Annotated in this window: 14 protein-coding genes; all 14 read right to left on the minus strand. The window is 42.9% G+C overall.

Annotation, left to right across the window (positions count from 1 at the left end):
• Window positions 1–68 precede the first annotated feature (68 nt).
• Window positions 69–2,114, minus strand: coding sequence for a methyl-accepting chemotaxis protein (locus tag JF50_RS22230; protein WP_235423498.1), 2,046 nt, complete (start codon window positions 2,112–2,114; stop codon window positions 69–71).
• A 338-nt stretch (window positions 2,115–2,452) separates the two neighbouring features.
• A complete protein-coding gene (locus JF50_RS22235; protein ID WP_268747841.1) occupies window positions 2,453–2,779 on the minus strand; it encodes a Na+/H+ antiporter subunit G in 327 nt (108 codons plus the stop codon).
• Window positions 2,780–2,791: 12 nt separating this feature from the next.
• Entirely contained in the window at window positions 2,792–3,061 is a 270-nt protein-coding gene (locus tag JF50_RS22240; RefSeq protein WP_023397675.1) for a K+/H+ antiporter subunit F, read from the minus strand.
• The gene (locus JF50_RS22245; protein ID WP_039611530.1) at window positions 3,055–3,591 is read right to left on the minus strand and encodes a Na+/H+ antiporter subunit E; all 537 of its coding nucleotides are present in this window, start codon (window positions 3,589–3,591) and stop codon (window positions 3,055–3,057) included. Before JF50_RS22245 ends, JF50_RS22240 begins: the two co-directional genes overlap by 7 nt.
• On the minus strand, window positions 3,592–5,103 hold the full coding sequence (locus JF50_RS22250) for a monovalent cation/H+ antiporter subunit D (RefSeq protein ID WP_039611531.1): 1,512 nt from the start codon (window positions 5,101–5,103) through the stop codon (window positions 3,592–3,594).
• The gene (locus tag JF50_RS22255) at window positions 5,100–5,471 is read right to left on the minus strand and encodes a Na+/H+ antiporter subunit C (RefSeq protein ID WP_039611532.1); all 372 of its coding nucleotides are present in this window, start codon (window positions 5,469–5,471) and stop codon (window positions 5,100–5,102) included. Before JF50_RS22255 ends, JF50_RS22250 begins: the two co-directional genes overlap by 4 nt.
• The gene (locus JF50_RS22260; RefSeq protein WP_039611533.1) at window positions 5,471–8,263 is read right to left on the minus strand and encodes a monovalent cation/H+ antiporter subunit A; all 2,793 of its coding nucleotides are present in this window, start codon (window positions 8,261–8,263) and stop codon (window positions 5,471–5,473) included. The genes JF50_RS22255 and JF50_RS22260 overlap by 1 nt, the downstream gene beginning before the upstream one ends.
• 238 nt (window positions 8,264–8,501) lie before the next feature.
• A complete protein-coding gene (locus JF50_RS26500) occupies window positions 8,502–9,674 on the minus strand; it encodes a hypothetical protein (RefSeq protein WP_052262695.1) in 1,173 nt (390 codons plus the stop codon).
• On the minus strand, window positions 9,675–10,568 hold the full coding sequence (nlpI, locus tag JF50_RS22270; protein WP_039611534.1) for a lipoprotein NlpI: 894 nt from the start codon (window positions 10,566–10,568) through the stop codon (window positions 9,675–9,677).
• Between the two features lie 107 nt (window positions 10,569–10,675).
• On the minus strand, window positions 10,676–12,805 hold the full coding sequence (gene pnp, locus JF50_RS22275) for a polyribonucleotide nucleotidyltransferase (protein WP_039611535.1): 2,130 nt from the start codon (window positions 12,803–12,805) through the stop codon (window positions 10,676–10,678).
• Between the two features lie 244 nt (window positions 12,806–13,049).
• Window positions 13,050–13,319 (minus strand): 30S ribosomal protein S15, encoded by a 270-nt coding sequence (rpsO, locus tag JF50_RS22280; RefSeq protein WP_036975065.1) that lies wholly within the window; start codon window positions 13,317–13,319, stop codon window positions 13,050–13,052.
• Window positions 13,320–13,422: 103 nt separating this feature from the next.
• Window positions 13,423–14,358 (minus strand): tRNA pseudouridine(55) synthase TruB, encoded by a 936-nt coding sequence (gene truB / locus JF50_RS22285; protein ID WP_039611536.1) that lies wholly within the window; start codon window positions 14,356–14,358, stop codon window positions 13,423–13,425.
• The gene (rbfA, locus tag JF50_RS22290) at window positions 14,358–14,762 is read right to left on the minus strand and encodes a 30S ribosome-binding factor RbfA (RefSeq protein ID WP_039611537.1); all 405 of its coding nucleotides are present in this window, start codon (window positions 14,760–14,762) and stop codon (window positions 14,358–14,360) included. The genes truB and rbfA overlap by 1 nt, the downstream gene beginning before the upstream one ends.
• Before the next feature lie 106 nt (window positions 14,763–14,868).
• A complete protein-coding gene (gene infB, locus JF50_RS22295) occupies window positions 14,869–17,547 on the minus strand; it encodes a translation initiation factor IF-2 (RefSeq protein ID WP_039611538.1) in 2,679 nt (892 codons plus the stop codon).
• Between the last annotated feature and the right edge of the window lie 23 nt (window positions 17,548–17,570).

Here is a 17,570-nt window from a genome sequence, read left to right on the forward strand (position 1 = left end):
AGATATATCATGAACTGATAATTCCGTCATTGTACGATAATCTTATATAACTCACTGTATAGAAGAGTTTATGTCTTTAATAGATTCAGCTGACCATGTTTTTGCTCGACTAGTTGAGTCATCGCGCTGGCAGCTAATTCAACCTCATCAGCATACTTTGACAACTCTCTGGCTGCATCCGCAATGCTCGTCGTATTCATGTTTACTTCTTCCGTCACCATACTTTGCTCTTCAGCTGAAGTCGCAATTTGAGTAACTTCATGTGAAATATGGTGCAACTCAGTTACGAGCACTTGCATTGTACCAGCCGCTTGCTGGCTCAATAATGTTGCATCACTACCTTTCTTAACTGTTTGCTCAATGATTTGCTCAGAACCTGTGATCTCATTTTGTAAATTTTCAATCAATGTAGCGATATCGTCTGTAGATGCTTGCGTTTTAGAAGCTAAGGACCTGACCTCATCGGCCACCACTGCAAATCCTCTTCCCTGCTCACCAGCTCGTGCAGCTTCTATTGCTGCATTTAAGGCTAATAAATTTGTTTGCTCGGCTATCGCTCGGATCACATCAAGGATGTGGGAAATATCGTTACTGCGTTTAGCTACTTTGTGAAATGCCGACTGTGCAATTGCAACTTGCTCGGCAATTTCTTCCACCTTAGCCGTTGTTGCCACAATCCTCGTCTCACATTCTTTGACCGCTCCAACAGCTTTATCCGTCGTCGATGCCGCTTGCTCAGATGCTCTGGCAACTTCACTTGCTGTCGCGCTAAGCTCATTGATCGCTGTTACAACACTATCAATTTCAATATGCTGATTTGAGACTTTGTTTTTTATGTTTATTGCAGCTTCAGTGGTAGCATAAGATTGTTGATATGATTGCTGAGCAAGTCCTTTTAAATCTTGGATCATGTCTCTCAGCTTATTAGTAAACAAATTAAAGCCATTCGCTAAAGAAATTAGCTCTGCATGATGTGTCACATCCAGGTTATGCGTTAAATCACCTTCACTAGAGGCAAGGTTGCTAACCCGAGTTTGAATATATGAAAGAGGCTTGGTAATGGTATTAATTAAATAAATACTCAAAGCCAACGCCGCCGTTACCACGACAATACCCAGCATCAACATCCAGATCCCAAGGTCATTTGTAGACTGACGTAATTGATTTTCAATCATGAAGGCCGATGATAATACCTCTTGCTTTGGGACCTCGATAACCAAAGACCACACCGTATTTGCCAAGTTTATCTCTATTGAGTTAGCAAAAAAGATAACGTCACCAAACTCATAATAACCAGCCTCTTGATGCAAATGTTTTAGTTTATTTGCCAGTGTACGATTTAAAATATCATCTAGAGGCTCTCCTAGCCTGTCATTATAATGGCTTGCTCCAGCAACTAGACCTAGCTCACTAATTAGATATACTTTTCCTTGACCTTGATATAGCTGGCTTGAAAGCTCCTGTACTAAACGCTGTAGACTTGGTAAGTTAACATCTACACCGATAAGCCCTTTAAAATTTCCATCCTGTTTTACAGGCACCGTTAAGGAAGTCATCAGCATTTCATTACCTGCCGAAATTTCATATAAATACGGCTCCATAATGCATGGAAAATTATGATCTTTTGCACATAAATACCATTCTGCTTCGCGTATACCATGGTGGTTTAGTATTTCTGAGTATTTAGCCTCAGAAGATGCAACACGATGCTGTGTGATACCTGAGCTATCTTGCGTAAAGTACATTTCGAGTGCACCACTTCCCACAACCGAATGCGTAGCGCCATTAGAAAAGTGGAAATCTTTTTGGTCGTACGCATTTTCTTCGAAATGTACATATATTGAAGAGATATCAGAGCTTGCTTGTAGGGCACCCTTTAGTATCGATTGAACCTCACTACGTGCAAGGGGATCTTGAAATGTGGATTCCAATGCACCTGCGAGTGTATTAGGCACACGATATGCAGAGTTCAAAAACGCGGCTATCTTTTGTCCATAATAATCACCTTGAGCAGCTAATCTAGTATTGATTTCCGATAAAATAACCGATTGTATTTGTTCACCTTGCTTTTTATTTTCTTGTTGTAGATGTAGCCATGTAGTTATCACAAGCATCGCTATCACTGAAATAACTAGCATAATAACAAAAAGCATAAGTTTGTATTTTATCGATATTTGTCGCATAAGTGACCTTGCAATTCCAATTAGATTAACCACAGAGGAGATATAGATAACGCATAAATAAGCGTCGTATATAAGCTTCGCTATTTAATTTTTGAGTATATTGATTATGCTACAGAAATATTAAAGTTTAATTGACGATAAGTTTTTGAAGTGAAATTTGCAAGAATTAAATATCTTTAAAATCGAATAAATTAAAAATAAAAATTTATATTGATAAAACTGAGAAGAGAAGAAAGTTGGGCACCTTGGTGCCCAACTCAAAGATGATTTCAATCTTCTTCTATTTTGTCTTTACCTGTCGTCTTATCTGTCGAATCGATTCGGTGATGAATTGCCGACTTAATAAGCATATAGCCGCTAATTGGAGCTGTAATTAATAAAAACAAAGAAATTAAGATCTCTTTTAAGCTAAGCCCATCACCATATTGGCTATAATGCGCCATCGCCGCAAAAAGCAAACAAGCCATGCCTAAAGTTGTAGCTTTTGTCGGCCCATGTAAACGCATGAAGAAATCCGGCATTTTTACCAAGCCGATTGAGCCTACAAGTACCAAAACTCCGCCCATTAAAAGCAAAACTGAAATTACAATATCCACTTAATTGGCCCCCTATTCAATAATATCGCCACGAAGCAGGTATTTACACACCGCAACCGTGCTCACAAAACCCAATAAAGCAATTAATAACGCAGCTTCAAAGTACAGCGACGTTCCCATGTTCATCCCATATAGTATAATCAGAGCAATGGTATTGATGTACATGGTGTCTAATGCCAAAATTCTGTCTGGGACTGATGGGCCAACGACTAAGCGCCATAAATTTAACAGTAGCGCTAAACCAATCATGGCGAATACTATTAAGATGATCGTGTCTAACATTCAAAGATCTCCTTTAAAGGCGCCTCATATCGAGATTTAATGGTATTGATCAACGCCTGCTCATCATCCAGGTCTAATACATGGATAAGTAAGTATTTTTGGCAATTAGGGTCTTCACCTTCGACGGTTTCAGGCCACGGGTAAACTTCGGCGCTAACAGTACCCGGCGTGAGTGATACCGTACTTGCCAAAATTGTAATTGGCATAGCCTCATTAAGATCGAGCGGTACCTTCACAAAACCCGGCTTCAGCTTTTTGGTTGGACCAAGAATTTTAATCGCTACTTCGATATTGGCTGTCAATATATCATATAAAACCAGCATTAAATGGCTCAACGCTCTAAATGGCCTGACGACCAGTGGCTGCTTAGTTCTGAATGGGTGTGTTATCAATGGAATAACAATCGCCAAAACCAGGCCTAAAATAATATGGCCAAGTGCAACTGTGTTGTTCAGCAACAGCCATACAGAAAATAATAACAAACTCCTAAACGGCGTTGGCAACCATTTATATTTAGCTTCAAGTCTCATTTACTTGCCTCCTAATACATGTTGGATAAGGCCGTAAAAGTTATGTAGCTCAACCGCTGCAAACTGCGCATAATCCGTTACTGGACCTGCAAAAATAACCATTAGAGGCGATGCCGCCACTAACATTAAAACAGCCAGCATTTGGACAGGATGTGCCTTCTCTTCTGTATTAGCTTCACCTTTACCCGTGTGATGCCAAAATACAGTGCTTCCCGCTTTAGAAACCGACACAAGTACTGCCAGACTCGCTATTAGGTAAATTGGCCAAAACCAATGCCCGTGCGCAGATTCCAGGGTAGATTCTAAAATCCAAACTTTACCAATAAACCCTGACAATGGCGGCATGCCGATGACGGTTACAGCAGCAAAAATAAATGCACCACCAAGAAACAGCGGTTGTGCAACAGGACGGCCAGCTGTGATGCGGTCACTCACTTTGCCCCTTTGCTTACCCACTAGGTCAGCAATTAAGAATAAAGCAGCCGAAACAAGCGTTGAATGCACTAAATAATAAATTGCGGCAGCGCTGCTATCTACAGTCTGAGCTGCAACAAGAGCAACCAATGTACCAACAGAGACGACAACCAGGTTCGCAACCATTTTGCGTAAGTCTTGACTTGCAAGCACACCGATTGCACCCATTACGATGGTTGCCAAGGCTAGCCACCAAAGCCAATGCTGCGCCATGTGACTCAACTCACCTGCTTGCTCACCAAAAATCAAGGTGTAAACACGCATCATTGAGTACACACCAACTTTAGTCATAATGGCAAATAGCGCAGCAACAACTGGCATTGCTGTCGAGTACGTATTCGGTAACCATAAATGAAGCGGTAATAGGGCCCCTTTTAGAGCAAATACGACCAGCAACAACAAACCACCGATTTTCGCCAGATATACATCGTCACCTTGCAACTCCATGACACGAGTTGCCATATCGGCCATATTTAATGTGCCCAAAGTCCCGTATAAGATACCTAGCGCAATTAAGAACACAGACGACCCTACAAGGTTTAAAATGACATACTGCAACGCCGCACGAGTATTTCGCTTGTCTCCACCGTGCATCAGTAACGAATAAGACGCAATCAGTAGTACTTCAAAGAATACGAATAAATTAAATGCATCCCCAGTTAAGAAAGCACCGTTCACACCTAAAATTAAAAAGTGTAACAGCGGGTGAAAAAAACTACCTTCTTCATCATCGCCAGCACAGCTATATAAGGCACAAACTAAACCTAAAAATGATGTGAGCGAAACCAACAAAGTTGAAATCGGATCTGCAATTAATACTATTCCAAATGGCGCAGACCAATCACCAATAGCGTACACTTGCGTACTGTTTGCTTTTACATAAGCCAGTAACGACACAGATACTACCGTCGTTATCAGGCCCATCAAAACAGAGACATAACGTCTAATTTTTAGGTTCTTCCCGCACGGCGGCATCAGCATAAGTACTGCTGCCAGCATAGGCAGTAAAACAGGTAAAGAAGTTAAATGTTGACTCATGCTTTACCCTGCTCCTTCACCTGACGAGAATTCGTTTTCGATTTATCAGGTACTACCCCGTTGACGTGATCATTACCTAAATCAGCACGACCACGGATCGCTAAAATCACCACAAATGCAGTCATCGCAAAGCCAATTACGATGGCTGTTAACACTAGCGCTTGAGGCAGTGGATCAGCGTAACTTTCACTGTAACCAAGTACAGCGGCTTGGTTCATTGATAAACGACCTGATGCAAATAAAAACAAGTTAACCGCGTACGAGAGCATGGTTAAACCAAGTACTACCGGAAACGTTCTTGCGCGTAAAATCAAAAATATACCGCAGGCCACTAACAGGCCCACGCACGAAGAATACAAAAGCTCCATTAAATATTCACCTCTTCTTTGGGTGCATTTGCAGTCACTTTACCAAGGCTTGCTAATATCATCAGCGTTGCGCCAACAACAGTGATGTAAACACCTAAATCAAATACTAATGCACTGGCAAGCTCAATCTCACCAATCAATGGAATATCAAAATAATCAAACCACGTAGTCAAGAACGGTCGTCCAAATACCCAACTACCTAAACCTGATAACATCGCTATCGCAATACCTGACGCGATAATCTTTCTGTAGTTCAAGGTAAATCGTTCTGCTATCCAATTTGAGCCATGTGCGATGTATTGCAAAATAAAGGCAATTGCTGTGACTAGGCCTGCAATAAAGCCACCACCAGGCAGGTTGTGTCCTCTTAAGAAAATGTAGAACGACACTAATAATGCAAGCGGTAACAAGCTTTGTGAAATAGAAGCTAACAGAAGCGGATAACGTTCTTTCGCCCATGGCCTGCCTTCAGAGTCACTGCCAGGCATAAACAGCGGTAAATGAATAATCAGTTTGTATATACCTAACGCTGCAATACCCAATACAACGATCTCACCAAGCGTATCAAAGCCCCTAAAGTCAACAAGGATAACGTTAACAACATTAGTACCACCGCCTCCCGTTTTTGCATTAGCGACGAAGAAATCAGAGATCGAGGTTAAAGGTCGTGTGATCAGGGCATAACAAATACTACCAATGATGACACCTATCGCAGACGCAATACCTAAATCTCTTAACGTTCTAATCGAGCTAGACTCTTTTGGTGTTTTCTGCGGTAAGAAGAACAACGCTAGCATCAACAGAATAATGGTCACAACTTCAACCGTTAACTGTGTTAACGCTAGATCTGGTGCTGAGAAGCGCGTAAATGCAACAGATACCATCAGACCCACGACAGATATCATTAACAACGCAACCATACGTGTACGATGCCATATAACGGTGCCAATCGCACCAATCATTAATAAACCCGCGCCAATGCCATTGTGGATATCAACAGGCGTTAAGGCGTTTTCGCCAACTAACTGGCTCATCTCAAATAATGGCCAACCTGCACTGACAAGCACAACCAACAGCATCAACATCAAATAGCGCTGTAACGAACCATTCTCGATAGCACTGATTTTATTCTGACTCCAAGTCACTACCGAGTGCATCATCTTCTCAAAACCTTTCTTCGCATTGATTGGCGGCAAAGATGCTTGAAATTGGAAAAGATATTTACGCTGAGTATAGATGAGCAAACCACCACAAACAGCAATCGCACTCATGAGCAGTGGCAAGTTCAAACCATGCCAAATGGCAATGTAAAATTCAGGAGGTTCACCACCTAACACGGCACCAGAAGCCAACCTTAAAATCCCATCAACGATAAAATTAGGGAACATGCCCACAATCAAACATAGCGCTACCAAAATTTCGATTGGTACACGCATATAGCGCGGTGCTTCATGAGGCTCCTTTGGCAAATCAACAGGATCGCCATTAAAGAATACATCATGGATAAATCGCGCCGAATAAGCTACAGAAAATGCTGCGGCAATGGTAGCTAAAATTGGTATAAGCCATGACATTGACCCCAGTAACTGCTGATGCAATGTTTCTGCAAAAAACATTTCTTTCGACAAGAAGCCATTTAACAATGGCACACCAGCCATAGATGCTGCTGCAACCATCGCCAATGTAGCGGTATAAGGCATAAAGCGCCACATACCATTGAGCTTACGCATGTCTCGGGTGCCCGTTTCATGATCAATGATGCCAGTCGCCATGAAGAGCGACGCCTTGAACGTAGCATGATTAATGATATGGAAAATAGCCGCGACAGTAGCAAGCTCGGTATCCAAGCCCAGTAGCAGGGTGATAAGACCAAGGTGACTGATAGTCGAAAATGCCAGTAACCCCTTTAAGTCATGTTTAAATAAAGCGATATACGCACCGACAAGCAACGTTATCAAACCTGTCAGGCCCACTAAAATAAACCAAATCTCTGTGCCCGCCAACGCAGGGTAAAAACGCGCAAGTAAGAAAATACCCGCTTTAACCATTGTAGCCGAATGTAAGTAAGCACTTACAGGCGTTGGTGCTGCCATCGCATGAGGCAACCAGAAGTGGAATGGAAATTGAGCTGATTTAGTAAATGCACCCAATAACACGAGCACTAAAGCTACTTCATAAAGATCGTGTGATTGAATTAATTCTCGGCTAGCAAGAATAATATCTAAATCATAACTGCCAACAATATTGCCGAGTAATAGTAAGCCAGCAAGTAACGCTAACCCTCCGCCACCGGTGATAGCCAGCGCCATTTTTGCGCCTTTACGCGCTTCTGATTTGTGCCACCAGTAGCTGATCAACAAGAATGAGCTAATGCTGGTCAACTCCCAGAACACCCACAGCTGCAGTACATTGTTAGACATTACAATACCAAGCATCGCTGTCATAAATAGCATCAAGTACGCATAAAGCTTGGGCATTGAATCATTTTCACTCAGGTAATAACGTGCATAAAAAATTACTAATATGCCAATTCCTAAGATCATAAATACAAATAACAGTGCCAAACCATCTAAACGGAAAGACACATCCAGATCGAGTATCGGTACCCAATCTAGCGTTGCGCGAACAGCTTCCCCAGCAAACACTGCGGGAGCTAAATCAATGGCTAATAAAAGAGCCACAGTAGGAGCAATCAAGGTGATTGCAGTAGACTGATTGCGAGAGAGTTTACCTGTTAATGAGGAAAGTAAACTACCTAACAAGGATATCAATGGTATCCAAAGCAAAGTCATAAAGAAGCCTTATATCTTCGATGCCGTTCATCACTATTAAATGCACGTTATGATTACGTCATGGCGATCGTGTTCTGTTTATTTTTTACGTGCATTTTTATCACACATAACGTCTACCAGTTATACTTTATTAGTGTTTGACTTGTCTAGAGTTTCACGTACTGGCTGTGCAAATTGTAGTCAAGATTAACAAACAATTCAGATCCTGTTCATAAAAGGTACGCTCATTTAACCCAGCTCAACGTGTAGCACTTAGCTCATTCAGGTAAACTTGATAATCACTAGGTCCTAATAAAGTTTTATCTAGAGACTTTAACCATAATCCTAAATATTGGTTTGACAAGTGGATTTCATGATATTCCATCTTTGACGCTGCGTGCTGCGGTTTATAGGATTGAAGCAGGCCAAATTTACATGTATCACTTTGATACCAACCTGATGGTGCAGTTGTTCCTACATATAAATTGGGAGCTTTAAACCCCTCTGTTTTACAAAGCCTATTAGCTTTGCTGACAGGTAGGGGATATTCATCTTCAAAATGAGCAAAATGCATCAGCTCATGGATAAACAGTTCAAACTCACTTTTGTGATGCAAACGCATGACGCCATTGTACACGTTAGCTAAACCTTGCGCTTGCGCCATAATCACCAAATGCCTTGCCTGTAATACCGCACTTTTTTGTACTAACGGCTTGATATCACATTGAATGAATGCTGATGCATGACTGTTGCACTGTGTTATATCGCCGATATAAAGCGGCTCTGATAAGCAATAGGGTAAAACATCGGATAGCGCACTTTGAGCGTACTGAGCCTTCAGCCGCTTAAGTTGCTCAAGCCCACTCAAGGTTTCTGCTAACAACAAGATTGTATGCTCACACTCATTTACTTGCGTTTGCTCATCCAATACTGAGAAGCCCATGTGCCTAATACTGTCTCTATCTAATTTATCAACAGCACGGCCTAAACCCATTGCACTAATAGAAGCATACGGTTCTATATGCCCAACTCGCGCATGCACACGTTCCATGGCATGAAAGCGTTTTTTTTCCTGCAATAATGCCAGCAAGCGGGTGTGTGAAGAAGTCGGTGCTTTACGCCAATATTGTTCAAACAACAACCAGGCCTGCTCGTTTCTGCCAAGCCCAAATAACCGAATACTCCACTCAAAAGCAAAAGCCGCGTAACCTGAGCGACGTAACGTGCGCACTTGCTTATCGCTGAGCCGCTCAGGTATCTTCGTCAGTGTCAAATAGGCTTGGCTCAACGGGTTGTATGCTTGGGCAGCTTGGGCTACCAAGTGAGGGAGTTGGGTGGTAATCGATTCGTGTCGAAATGGCGTTTGCTGACTGCTACTTGGCACAGCCAGCAAAATAAAGGCAATGCCAGTAAGATACTGACGAAACATCATTTAGCTAGTGCTGGCTCGCAACAAGGCTTCTCTGAGTAAACGCAGCTCTAACTTAGCATACTTATGCTCGACAAACTCATATACGTTAGTGGCTAACGTTAGCCTAAAATACTCTGCCGCCTGTATAAATCGCCCTGCACTGAGGTGTATTTTAGCGATATAAAAGTATGCTTCACACAGTCTTTGTGCATACTCCTCTTGTGACTTAGCCCCTTTTGCAATCCCTTCAAGAAACTGTTCTTCACTTAATTGGTTTAGATAAAACTGAACGATTTGGGTGGACCAAGTATCTCTATCCAGTTGTAAACTATTTTTATTTAACTGCGCCTTTGCAGCAACAGGGTCTAGTGCACTGTGGGCGATATACAACCATAGCATTCTGTACGCATCATCCGGCGCGCTGGATAAGAAACGCTCAAAATCGTCTACCGCAAGTTCCGCCCTTCCGCCGTAATAAAGCGCAATACCACGATTTAAATACGCATATTCATAGCTGGAGTCAAGCTCTAGCACTGAATCAAAGCTTTCGTATGCCTCTGTAAACTCTTGGCGTAAGGTGTGATGTATTCCCAAAAAATTGTAAGTTTCAGCTAAATCAGGCTTCAGTTTCAAAGCGCGGTTAAAGTCAACTTGCGCTAGCTGGGGCAAGCCTAAGCTATCATATAATTTACCACGAATGTGGTACAACTCGGCTCTTTGGTTGCGAGTCAATTCTGCACTGTTTAATAACTCACTGTATCTAGCCACTTCAATTTGAGCACGGGGGTCTGGCTGTAAGGGCTCAGTAAATGGTACTGGTAACACCGATTGTAGCATTTCTTGAACGCTATCTTGCTGTGTACTCTGACAGCCCATTAAGCTCAATCCTAGCAGTGGTAATAATAAAAATCTCAAGGTATATCCCTCTTTGGGCCAGATAATTGATTGTGTCAGCCATTAAAGCACAAAAAAAGGGGCCATTCAGCCCCTTTTAACGAAACTTATTGTTTCTTTACAAAAAATTACTCACCTTTTGGCGCTTGCTCTGCAGCAGGCTCCGAAGGCTCTAGTGCTTCTTTGATGCTCAGGCGTACACGGCCTTGACGATCAACTTCTAGCACTTTTACTTTAACTTCTTGACCTACCTTCAGGTGATCTGACACGTTATTAACACGCTCTTTGCTGATTTGAGAAATGTGTACAAGGCCATCTTTACCCGGTAGTACATTTACAAACGCACCAAAGTCAACGATGCGATTTACTTTACCGTTGTAGATAGTGCCAACTTCTAGCTCAGCTGTTAGGGCTTCAATACGTGCAATCGCTTCTTTAGCGCTATTACCATTGGTTGCAGCAATCTTAACAGTCCCGTCATCTTCAATTTCGATCGTTGTGTCAGTTTCTTCAGTTAGCTGACGGATTGTTGCACCACCTTTACCGATTACGTCTGCAATCTTCTTCGGTGGAATGTTCATCGTGTAAATACGCGGAGCGAATTCAGAAAGTTCTTGTGAAGGTGCAGCAATTGCTTGGTCCATCACGCTAAGGATGTGCATACGCGCCGCTTTAGCTTGACTAAGTGCGATTTGCATGATTTCTTTAGTGATACCTTCAATCTTGATATCCATCTGAAGTGCCGTCACACCAGCGCTACTACCTGCCACTTTAAAGTCCATGTCACCTAGGTGGTCTTCATCACCTAAGATATCTGAAAGAACAACGAACTCTTCGCCTTCTTTAACTAGACCCATTGCGATACCAGCAACTGACGCTTTAACAGGTACACCCGCGTCCATCAGAGCAAGAGAAGTACCACATACAGATGCCATTGAAGATGAACCGTTTGACTCAGTGATTTCAGATACAACACGTACTGAGTAAGGGAACTCTGCTAAGCTTGGCATTACCGCTTGAACACCGCGCTTTGCAAGGTTACCGTGGCCGATTTCACGACGCTTTGGAGAACCGATGAAACCAGTTTCACCTACACAGAATGGAGGGAAGTTATAGTGAAGCATGAAGTGATGCTTATGCGTACCAACTAGGTCATCCATCATCTGTGCGTCACGCTCAGTACCTAAAGTAGCAGTTACTAATGCCTGAGTTTCACCACGTGTGAAGATTGATGAACCGTGTGTACGTGGAAGTACGCCAGTCATTACGTCAAGTGCACGAACCATATCTGGTTCACGACCATCGATACGTTTCTCGCCTGCAATGATGCGACCACGAACAATTTTCTTCTCTAAAGAGCTGAATAGTTTACCAACTTCTTGCTCGTCTAGCTCTTCGCCTTCAGCAAGCTCAGCAGTTAACTTCTCGATTACTTCTGCTTTTGCTTCAGATAGCGACTCTTTACGTGCTACTTTGTCAGTAATACGGTAAGCCGTACCTACTTTTTCTTCTGCAATTGCAGCGACTTTGTCTGCTAGTACAACGTTTTTCTCAGGTGCAGTCCATTCCCAAGCCGGTTTGCCAGCTTCAGCCTTGAACTCTTCAATTGCTTTGATGATAGCTTGAGATTGGTCGTGACCGTATACAACCGCACCTAACATCTCTTCTTCAGTTAAGATTTCAGCTTCTGATTCAACCATCAGTACCGCATTTTCAGTACCCGCTACCACTAGATCTAGCTTACTTTCAGCTAACTCTGTGACAGTTGGGTTTAGTACGTATTGACCATCGATGTAACCAACACGCGCTGCACCGATAGGACCATTGAATGGTACACCAGAAATTGCTAGTGCTGCAGAAGTACCGATCAACGCAACCATATCAGGCTGAATTTCAGGATCTGAAGAAACTACTGTCGCGATAACTTGAACTTCGTTTACGAAACCGTCTGGGAATAGTGGACGAATTGGACGGTCAATTAGACGTGCTGTTAATGTTTCTGAGTCAGAAGGACGACCTTCACGCTTCAAGAAACCGCCTGGGATACGACCAGCTGCGTACATTTTTTCTTGATAGTTAACCGTTAGAGGGAAGAAGTCCTGACCAGGCGCTGCTTCACGCTTACCAACAACAGTCACTAGTACTGATGTGTCACCGATGCTTGCTAAAACTGCACCGTCAGCCTGACGTGCGATTGCACCTGTTTCCAAAGTCACTGTATGTTGACCTAATTGGAATTCTTTAATTATTGCTTGCACAAAAATATTCCTTAAAAAATATATTAAAACGCCAACAACAACCAATTACAGTCTTAAATAGAACAACCAAAATTACTGGCTACTCATATAGTTCTACTTAAGCACTACAATTGGCAGAAGTATCGGCGCTTGCTCAGCACTATGCATGAGCGAGGGTAAGTATACTGCTAGTACACGCACAAAAAAAGGGGCGAATTCGCCCCTTTTTTATTGTCGGATAAAAATCCAACAATTCATCAAATTCTTAGCGACGTAGGCCAAGCTCTTTGATCAACGCAGCGTAACGCTCAACGTTCTTACCTTTAAGGTAGTCAAGAAGGTTACGACGTTGGCTAACTTTACGTAATAGACCACGACGAGAGTGGAAGTCGTGTTTGTGGTCAGCAAAGTGGCCTTGTAGTTTGTTGATATCAGCAGTTAGAAGTGCAACTTGAACTTCTGGAGAACCAGTGTCGCCTTCTGCGCGTGCGAATTTTGCTACGATTTCTGCTTTTTCTTTGTTGCTTAGTGACATAATAAACTCCAATTTAAATAAATTTAATGCTTTAGCCGATCACTAATTCAGCCAAAGCGACAAAGCGGCGGCATTGTATCAGTAATTAATGCCGCTGACAAAATTATTGTGCGCTTGAAAGTGCTCTTTTTGCCTTTAGATGGCCATGCTTGTTACGCTCACCAATACCGATAAACGTATCTTCAGCCATCACCTTAATAACACCTTCAGGAACTTCCCCTACAACGACTGTCTGCCCGTGGCTAAAAGCAATGCCTTGCTCTTGGGTTAAAGTAATCGTCGGTAGGTCGACCAAAGCGGTATCCATCGGAAGTAATAAATCATCAATGTAAGTAGACGGCTCCACACCATCAGCTTTAGCTTGTTGTAACTTTTCTTCTAGCGCTTCGATGGTGATCATCTTTTCTGCTGGGTAGTGACCAACGCCACTGCGATGCAACATGATAACATGGGCACCACACCCTAGCTTTTCACCTAAATCATCAACGATGGTACGAATATAAGTGCCTTTTGAAACATGCACGGTCATCTGGATCTGCTGATGCTCAGCGTCATATTCATCCAATGTGATACTATATACGTTTATTTTGCGACATTTACGCGGCACTTCAATGCCTTCACGTGCATACTTATATAACGGTTGGCCTTGGTATTTAAGTGCAGAATACATCGATGGATATTGGTCAGACTCACCCAAAAAGCTCGCAACTTCCTGCTCTAATTGCTGTTGCGTGATTTCAACCGGACGTGTTTCAACAATTTCACCATCCGAATCCGATGTGGTTGTACGCTCACCTAATTGTGCACGAACAACATAAGTTTTATCAGTATCCAATAAAAACTGTGTAAACTTTGTTGCTTCACCAAAACAGATAGGCAGCATACCAGTTGCAAGCGGGTCTAACGCACCAGTGTGACCTGCTTTTTGTGCAAAGTAGATACCTTTAGCCTGTTGCAAAGCTTTGTTAGATGAGATCCCTTGTGGCTTGTGTAAAAGTACAATGCCATCAACTGGGCGACCTTTACTACGACGGGCCATTACTCTTCACCACCTTCAACCGAATCATTATCTTCACCGCGCTTTTCTTTATCAGTGCGGATGACTTCATCAACCAAGTTAGAAATACGCATCCCTTCCATTAGTGAGTTATCAAGGACAAATCTTAACTCTGGCATAATACGTGCGCGGATACGTTTACCAAGCAATGAACGGATATAGCCCGTTGCATCATTCAGAATTGCTAGGTTTTGCTTCGTATCCTCATCGCTTTTACTGCTTAAAACAGTTACGAAGATTTTTGCGTAGGATAAATCACGAGATACTTCAACTGCTGATACAGTCACCATACCTAATCTTGGATCTTTAATTTCTCGCTGCAAAATAACCGCAATTTCTTTTTGAATTTGCTGTGCAACGCGATCCGTACGAGAAAATTCTCTCATTGTCACCACTTATATAAACTATTGATTTTTATGCTATAAAAACCCAAAAAACACAAACACAAATGGGGGCTAATGCCCCCATTTCAAGGTTTAGACCCTGTGAGAATTACAGTGAACGCTGTACTTCAACAGTTTCAAATACCTCAATCTGATCACCAACTTTAACGTCGTTGTAGTTCTTAACGCCGATACCACATTCCATACCGTTACGAACTTCTTGTACGTCATCTTTAAAGCGACGAAGTGACTCAAGCTCACCTTCGTAGATAACCACGTTCTCACGTAGTACACGAATTGGTGCGCTACGCTTAACGATACCTTCCGTTACCATACAACCAGCAACAGCACCAATCTTAGGCGACTTGAATACGTCACGTACTTCAGCAAGACCAATGATCTCTTGTTTGAATTCAGGCGCAAGCATACCAGCCATTGCTTGTTTCACTTCTTCGATCAGGTCGTAGATAACACTGTAGTAACGAAGATCAAGGTTTTCAGCTTCAATCACTTTACGCGCAGATGCATCAGCACGTACGTTGAAACCAACGATAATAGCATTTGAAGCCGCTGCAAGTGTTGCATCAGTCTCAGTGATACCACCTACACCGCTACCTACAATCTTCACTTTAACTTCGTCTGTAGACAACTTAGTTAGTGAGTCAGAGATTGCTTCAATTGAACCTTGAACGTCTGCTTTAAGAACCACGTTAACTTCAGAGATATCGCCGTCAGTCATGTTAGTGAACATGTTTTCAAGCTTCGCTTTCTGCTGACGTGCAAGTTTCACTTCACGGAACTTACCTTGGCGATATAAAGCAACTTCACGTGCTTTACGCTCATCTTTAACAACCGTTGCTTCGTCACCTGCCGCAGGTACACCTGAAAGACCTAAGATCTCTACAGGGATTGAAGGACCAGCTTGTGAAATTTCTTTACCGTTTTCGTCTCTCATCGCACGAACACGACCGTACTCAAGACCACAAAGAACGATGTTACCTTGCTCAAGCGTACCGCCCTGTACAAGTACAGTAGCAACTGGACCACGACCTTTGTCTAGGCGAGATTCGATTACAACACCTTGTGCCATACCTTCTTGAGGCGCTGTAAGCTCTAATAGCTCAGCTTGCATCAAGATAGCTTCAAGTAGGTCGTCAATACCTAGACCTGTTTTCGCTGAAATATGAACAAACTGCGTGTCACCACCCCACTCTTCTGGAATAACATCCAATTGAGCAAGTTCGTTTTTAACGCGATCAGGGTCAATACCCTCTTTATCCATTTTGTTTACAGCGATGATAAGCGGTACTTCAGCAGCTTTTGCGTGCTGTACAGCTTCTTTAGTCTGCGGCATTACACCATCATCAGCAGCTACAACTAGTACAACGATATCCGTTGCTTTTGCACCACGTGCACGCATTGATGTAAACGCTGCGTGTCCCGGAGTATCAAGGAACGTGATCATGTTACCGTCAGTTTCAACATGGTATGCACCAATGTGCTGTGTGATACCACCTGCTTCGCCATCTGCAACTTTCGCTTTACGAATATAGTCTAGCGTTGACGTCTTACCATGGTCAACGTGACCCATTACAGTAACAACCGGTGCACGTGGACCAACACTTTCGTTGTCACTGCGATCGTTGAGTACTTTCTCTTCAAGTTCGTTCTCTTTAACAAGAACAACTTTATGACCCATTTCCTCTGCAACATACTGTGCAGTTTCTTGGTCAATAACCTGGTTAATCGTTACCATTTCACCAAGCTTCATCAGTGTTTTAACTACTTCAGCACCTTTCACAGCCATGCGTGATGCAAGCTCAGATACTGTAATTGTTTCACTGATGCGCACTTCTTGTTTAACTTCTGCCGCAGGCTTTTGGAAACCGTGCTGAAGAGAAGTAGGCGCTTTAAGCTTGCCTTTTTTACCACGTGACTGTGCGTTATTTTCGCCTTTCGCCTGTGGCTTTTTCTTTTTCTTACGACGTGCACTTTTTTCTTCACGTGCATCAGATTCATCTTCTGCTTCACGTGCGTATGTAGAAGTCGTCATGTGGTGATCTGCAGAAGCTTCGCGTTTTTTGCGCTCTTCTTCTTCAGCTTTCCAGCGTGCTTCATTCTCTTCTGCTAGACGACGAGCTTCTTCTGCTTGACGTTTTGCTTCTTCTTCAGCTTTTTTCACAGCTGCTGCTTCTGCTTCTGTACGAAGACGTTCTGCTTCGATTTTCTCTTGCTCTTGTTGGGCGCTATCCACTTCTTTACTCTGCTGTTCTTTCGCTTGACGTTCTGCTTCTGCTTTACGTTTGGCTTCTTCTTTAGCTTTGCGCTCAGCTTCCTCTTTGGCTTTTCGCTCTGCCTCCTGTTGGGCGTTGCGTTCAGCTTCTTCTTTCGCTCGTTGCTCAGCTTCTTGTTGAGCTTTCAATTCTGCTTCTTTGCGCGCAGCTTCCTCTGCAGCTAAGCGTTCTTGCTCTTTTTGCTGCTCGATTGCGCTCTTTTTAACGTAAGTGCGCTTTTTACGTACTTCTACCTGAACCGATTTAGCTTTACCAGTCGAACCAGTAACACTTAATGTACTCTTGCTTTTACGCTGAAGAGTCATGCGCTCAGGGCCATCTGAACCTGTACCGCCATGTTGCTTGCTCAAGTGATCAAGTAACTTGGCTTTTTCAGATTCACTTACCTGATCGCCTTTGGCTTTGGTGATCCCTGCATCTGTTAACTGTTGTAGTAATTTATCGACAGTTGTACCAATGTTCTCGGCTAGTTTCTCTATGCTCACTTCTGCCATGCTATGCGTTACCTCCCGTTAAT

It is taken from the genome of Pseudoalteromonas luteoviolacea, assembly GCF_000814765.1.
Classification (GTDB): domain Bacteria; phylum Pseudomonadota; class Gammaproteobacteria; order Enterobacterales; family Alteromonadaceae; genus Pseudoalteromonas; species Pseudoalteromonas luteoviolacea_H.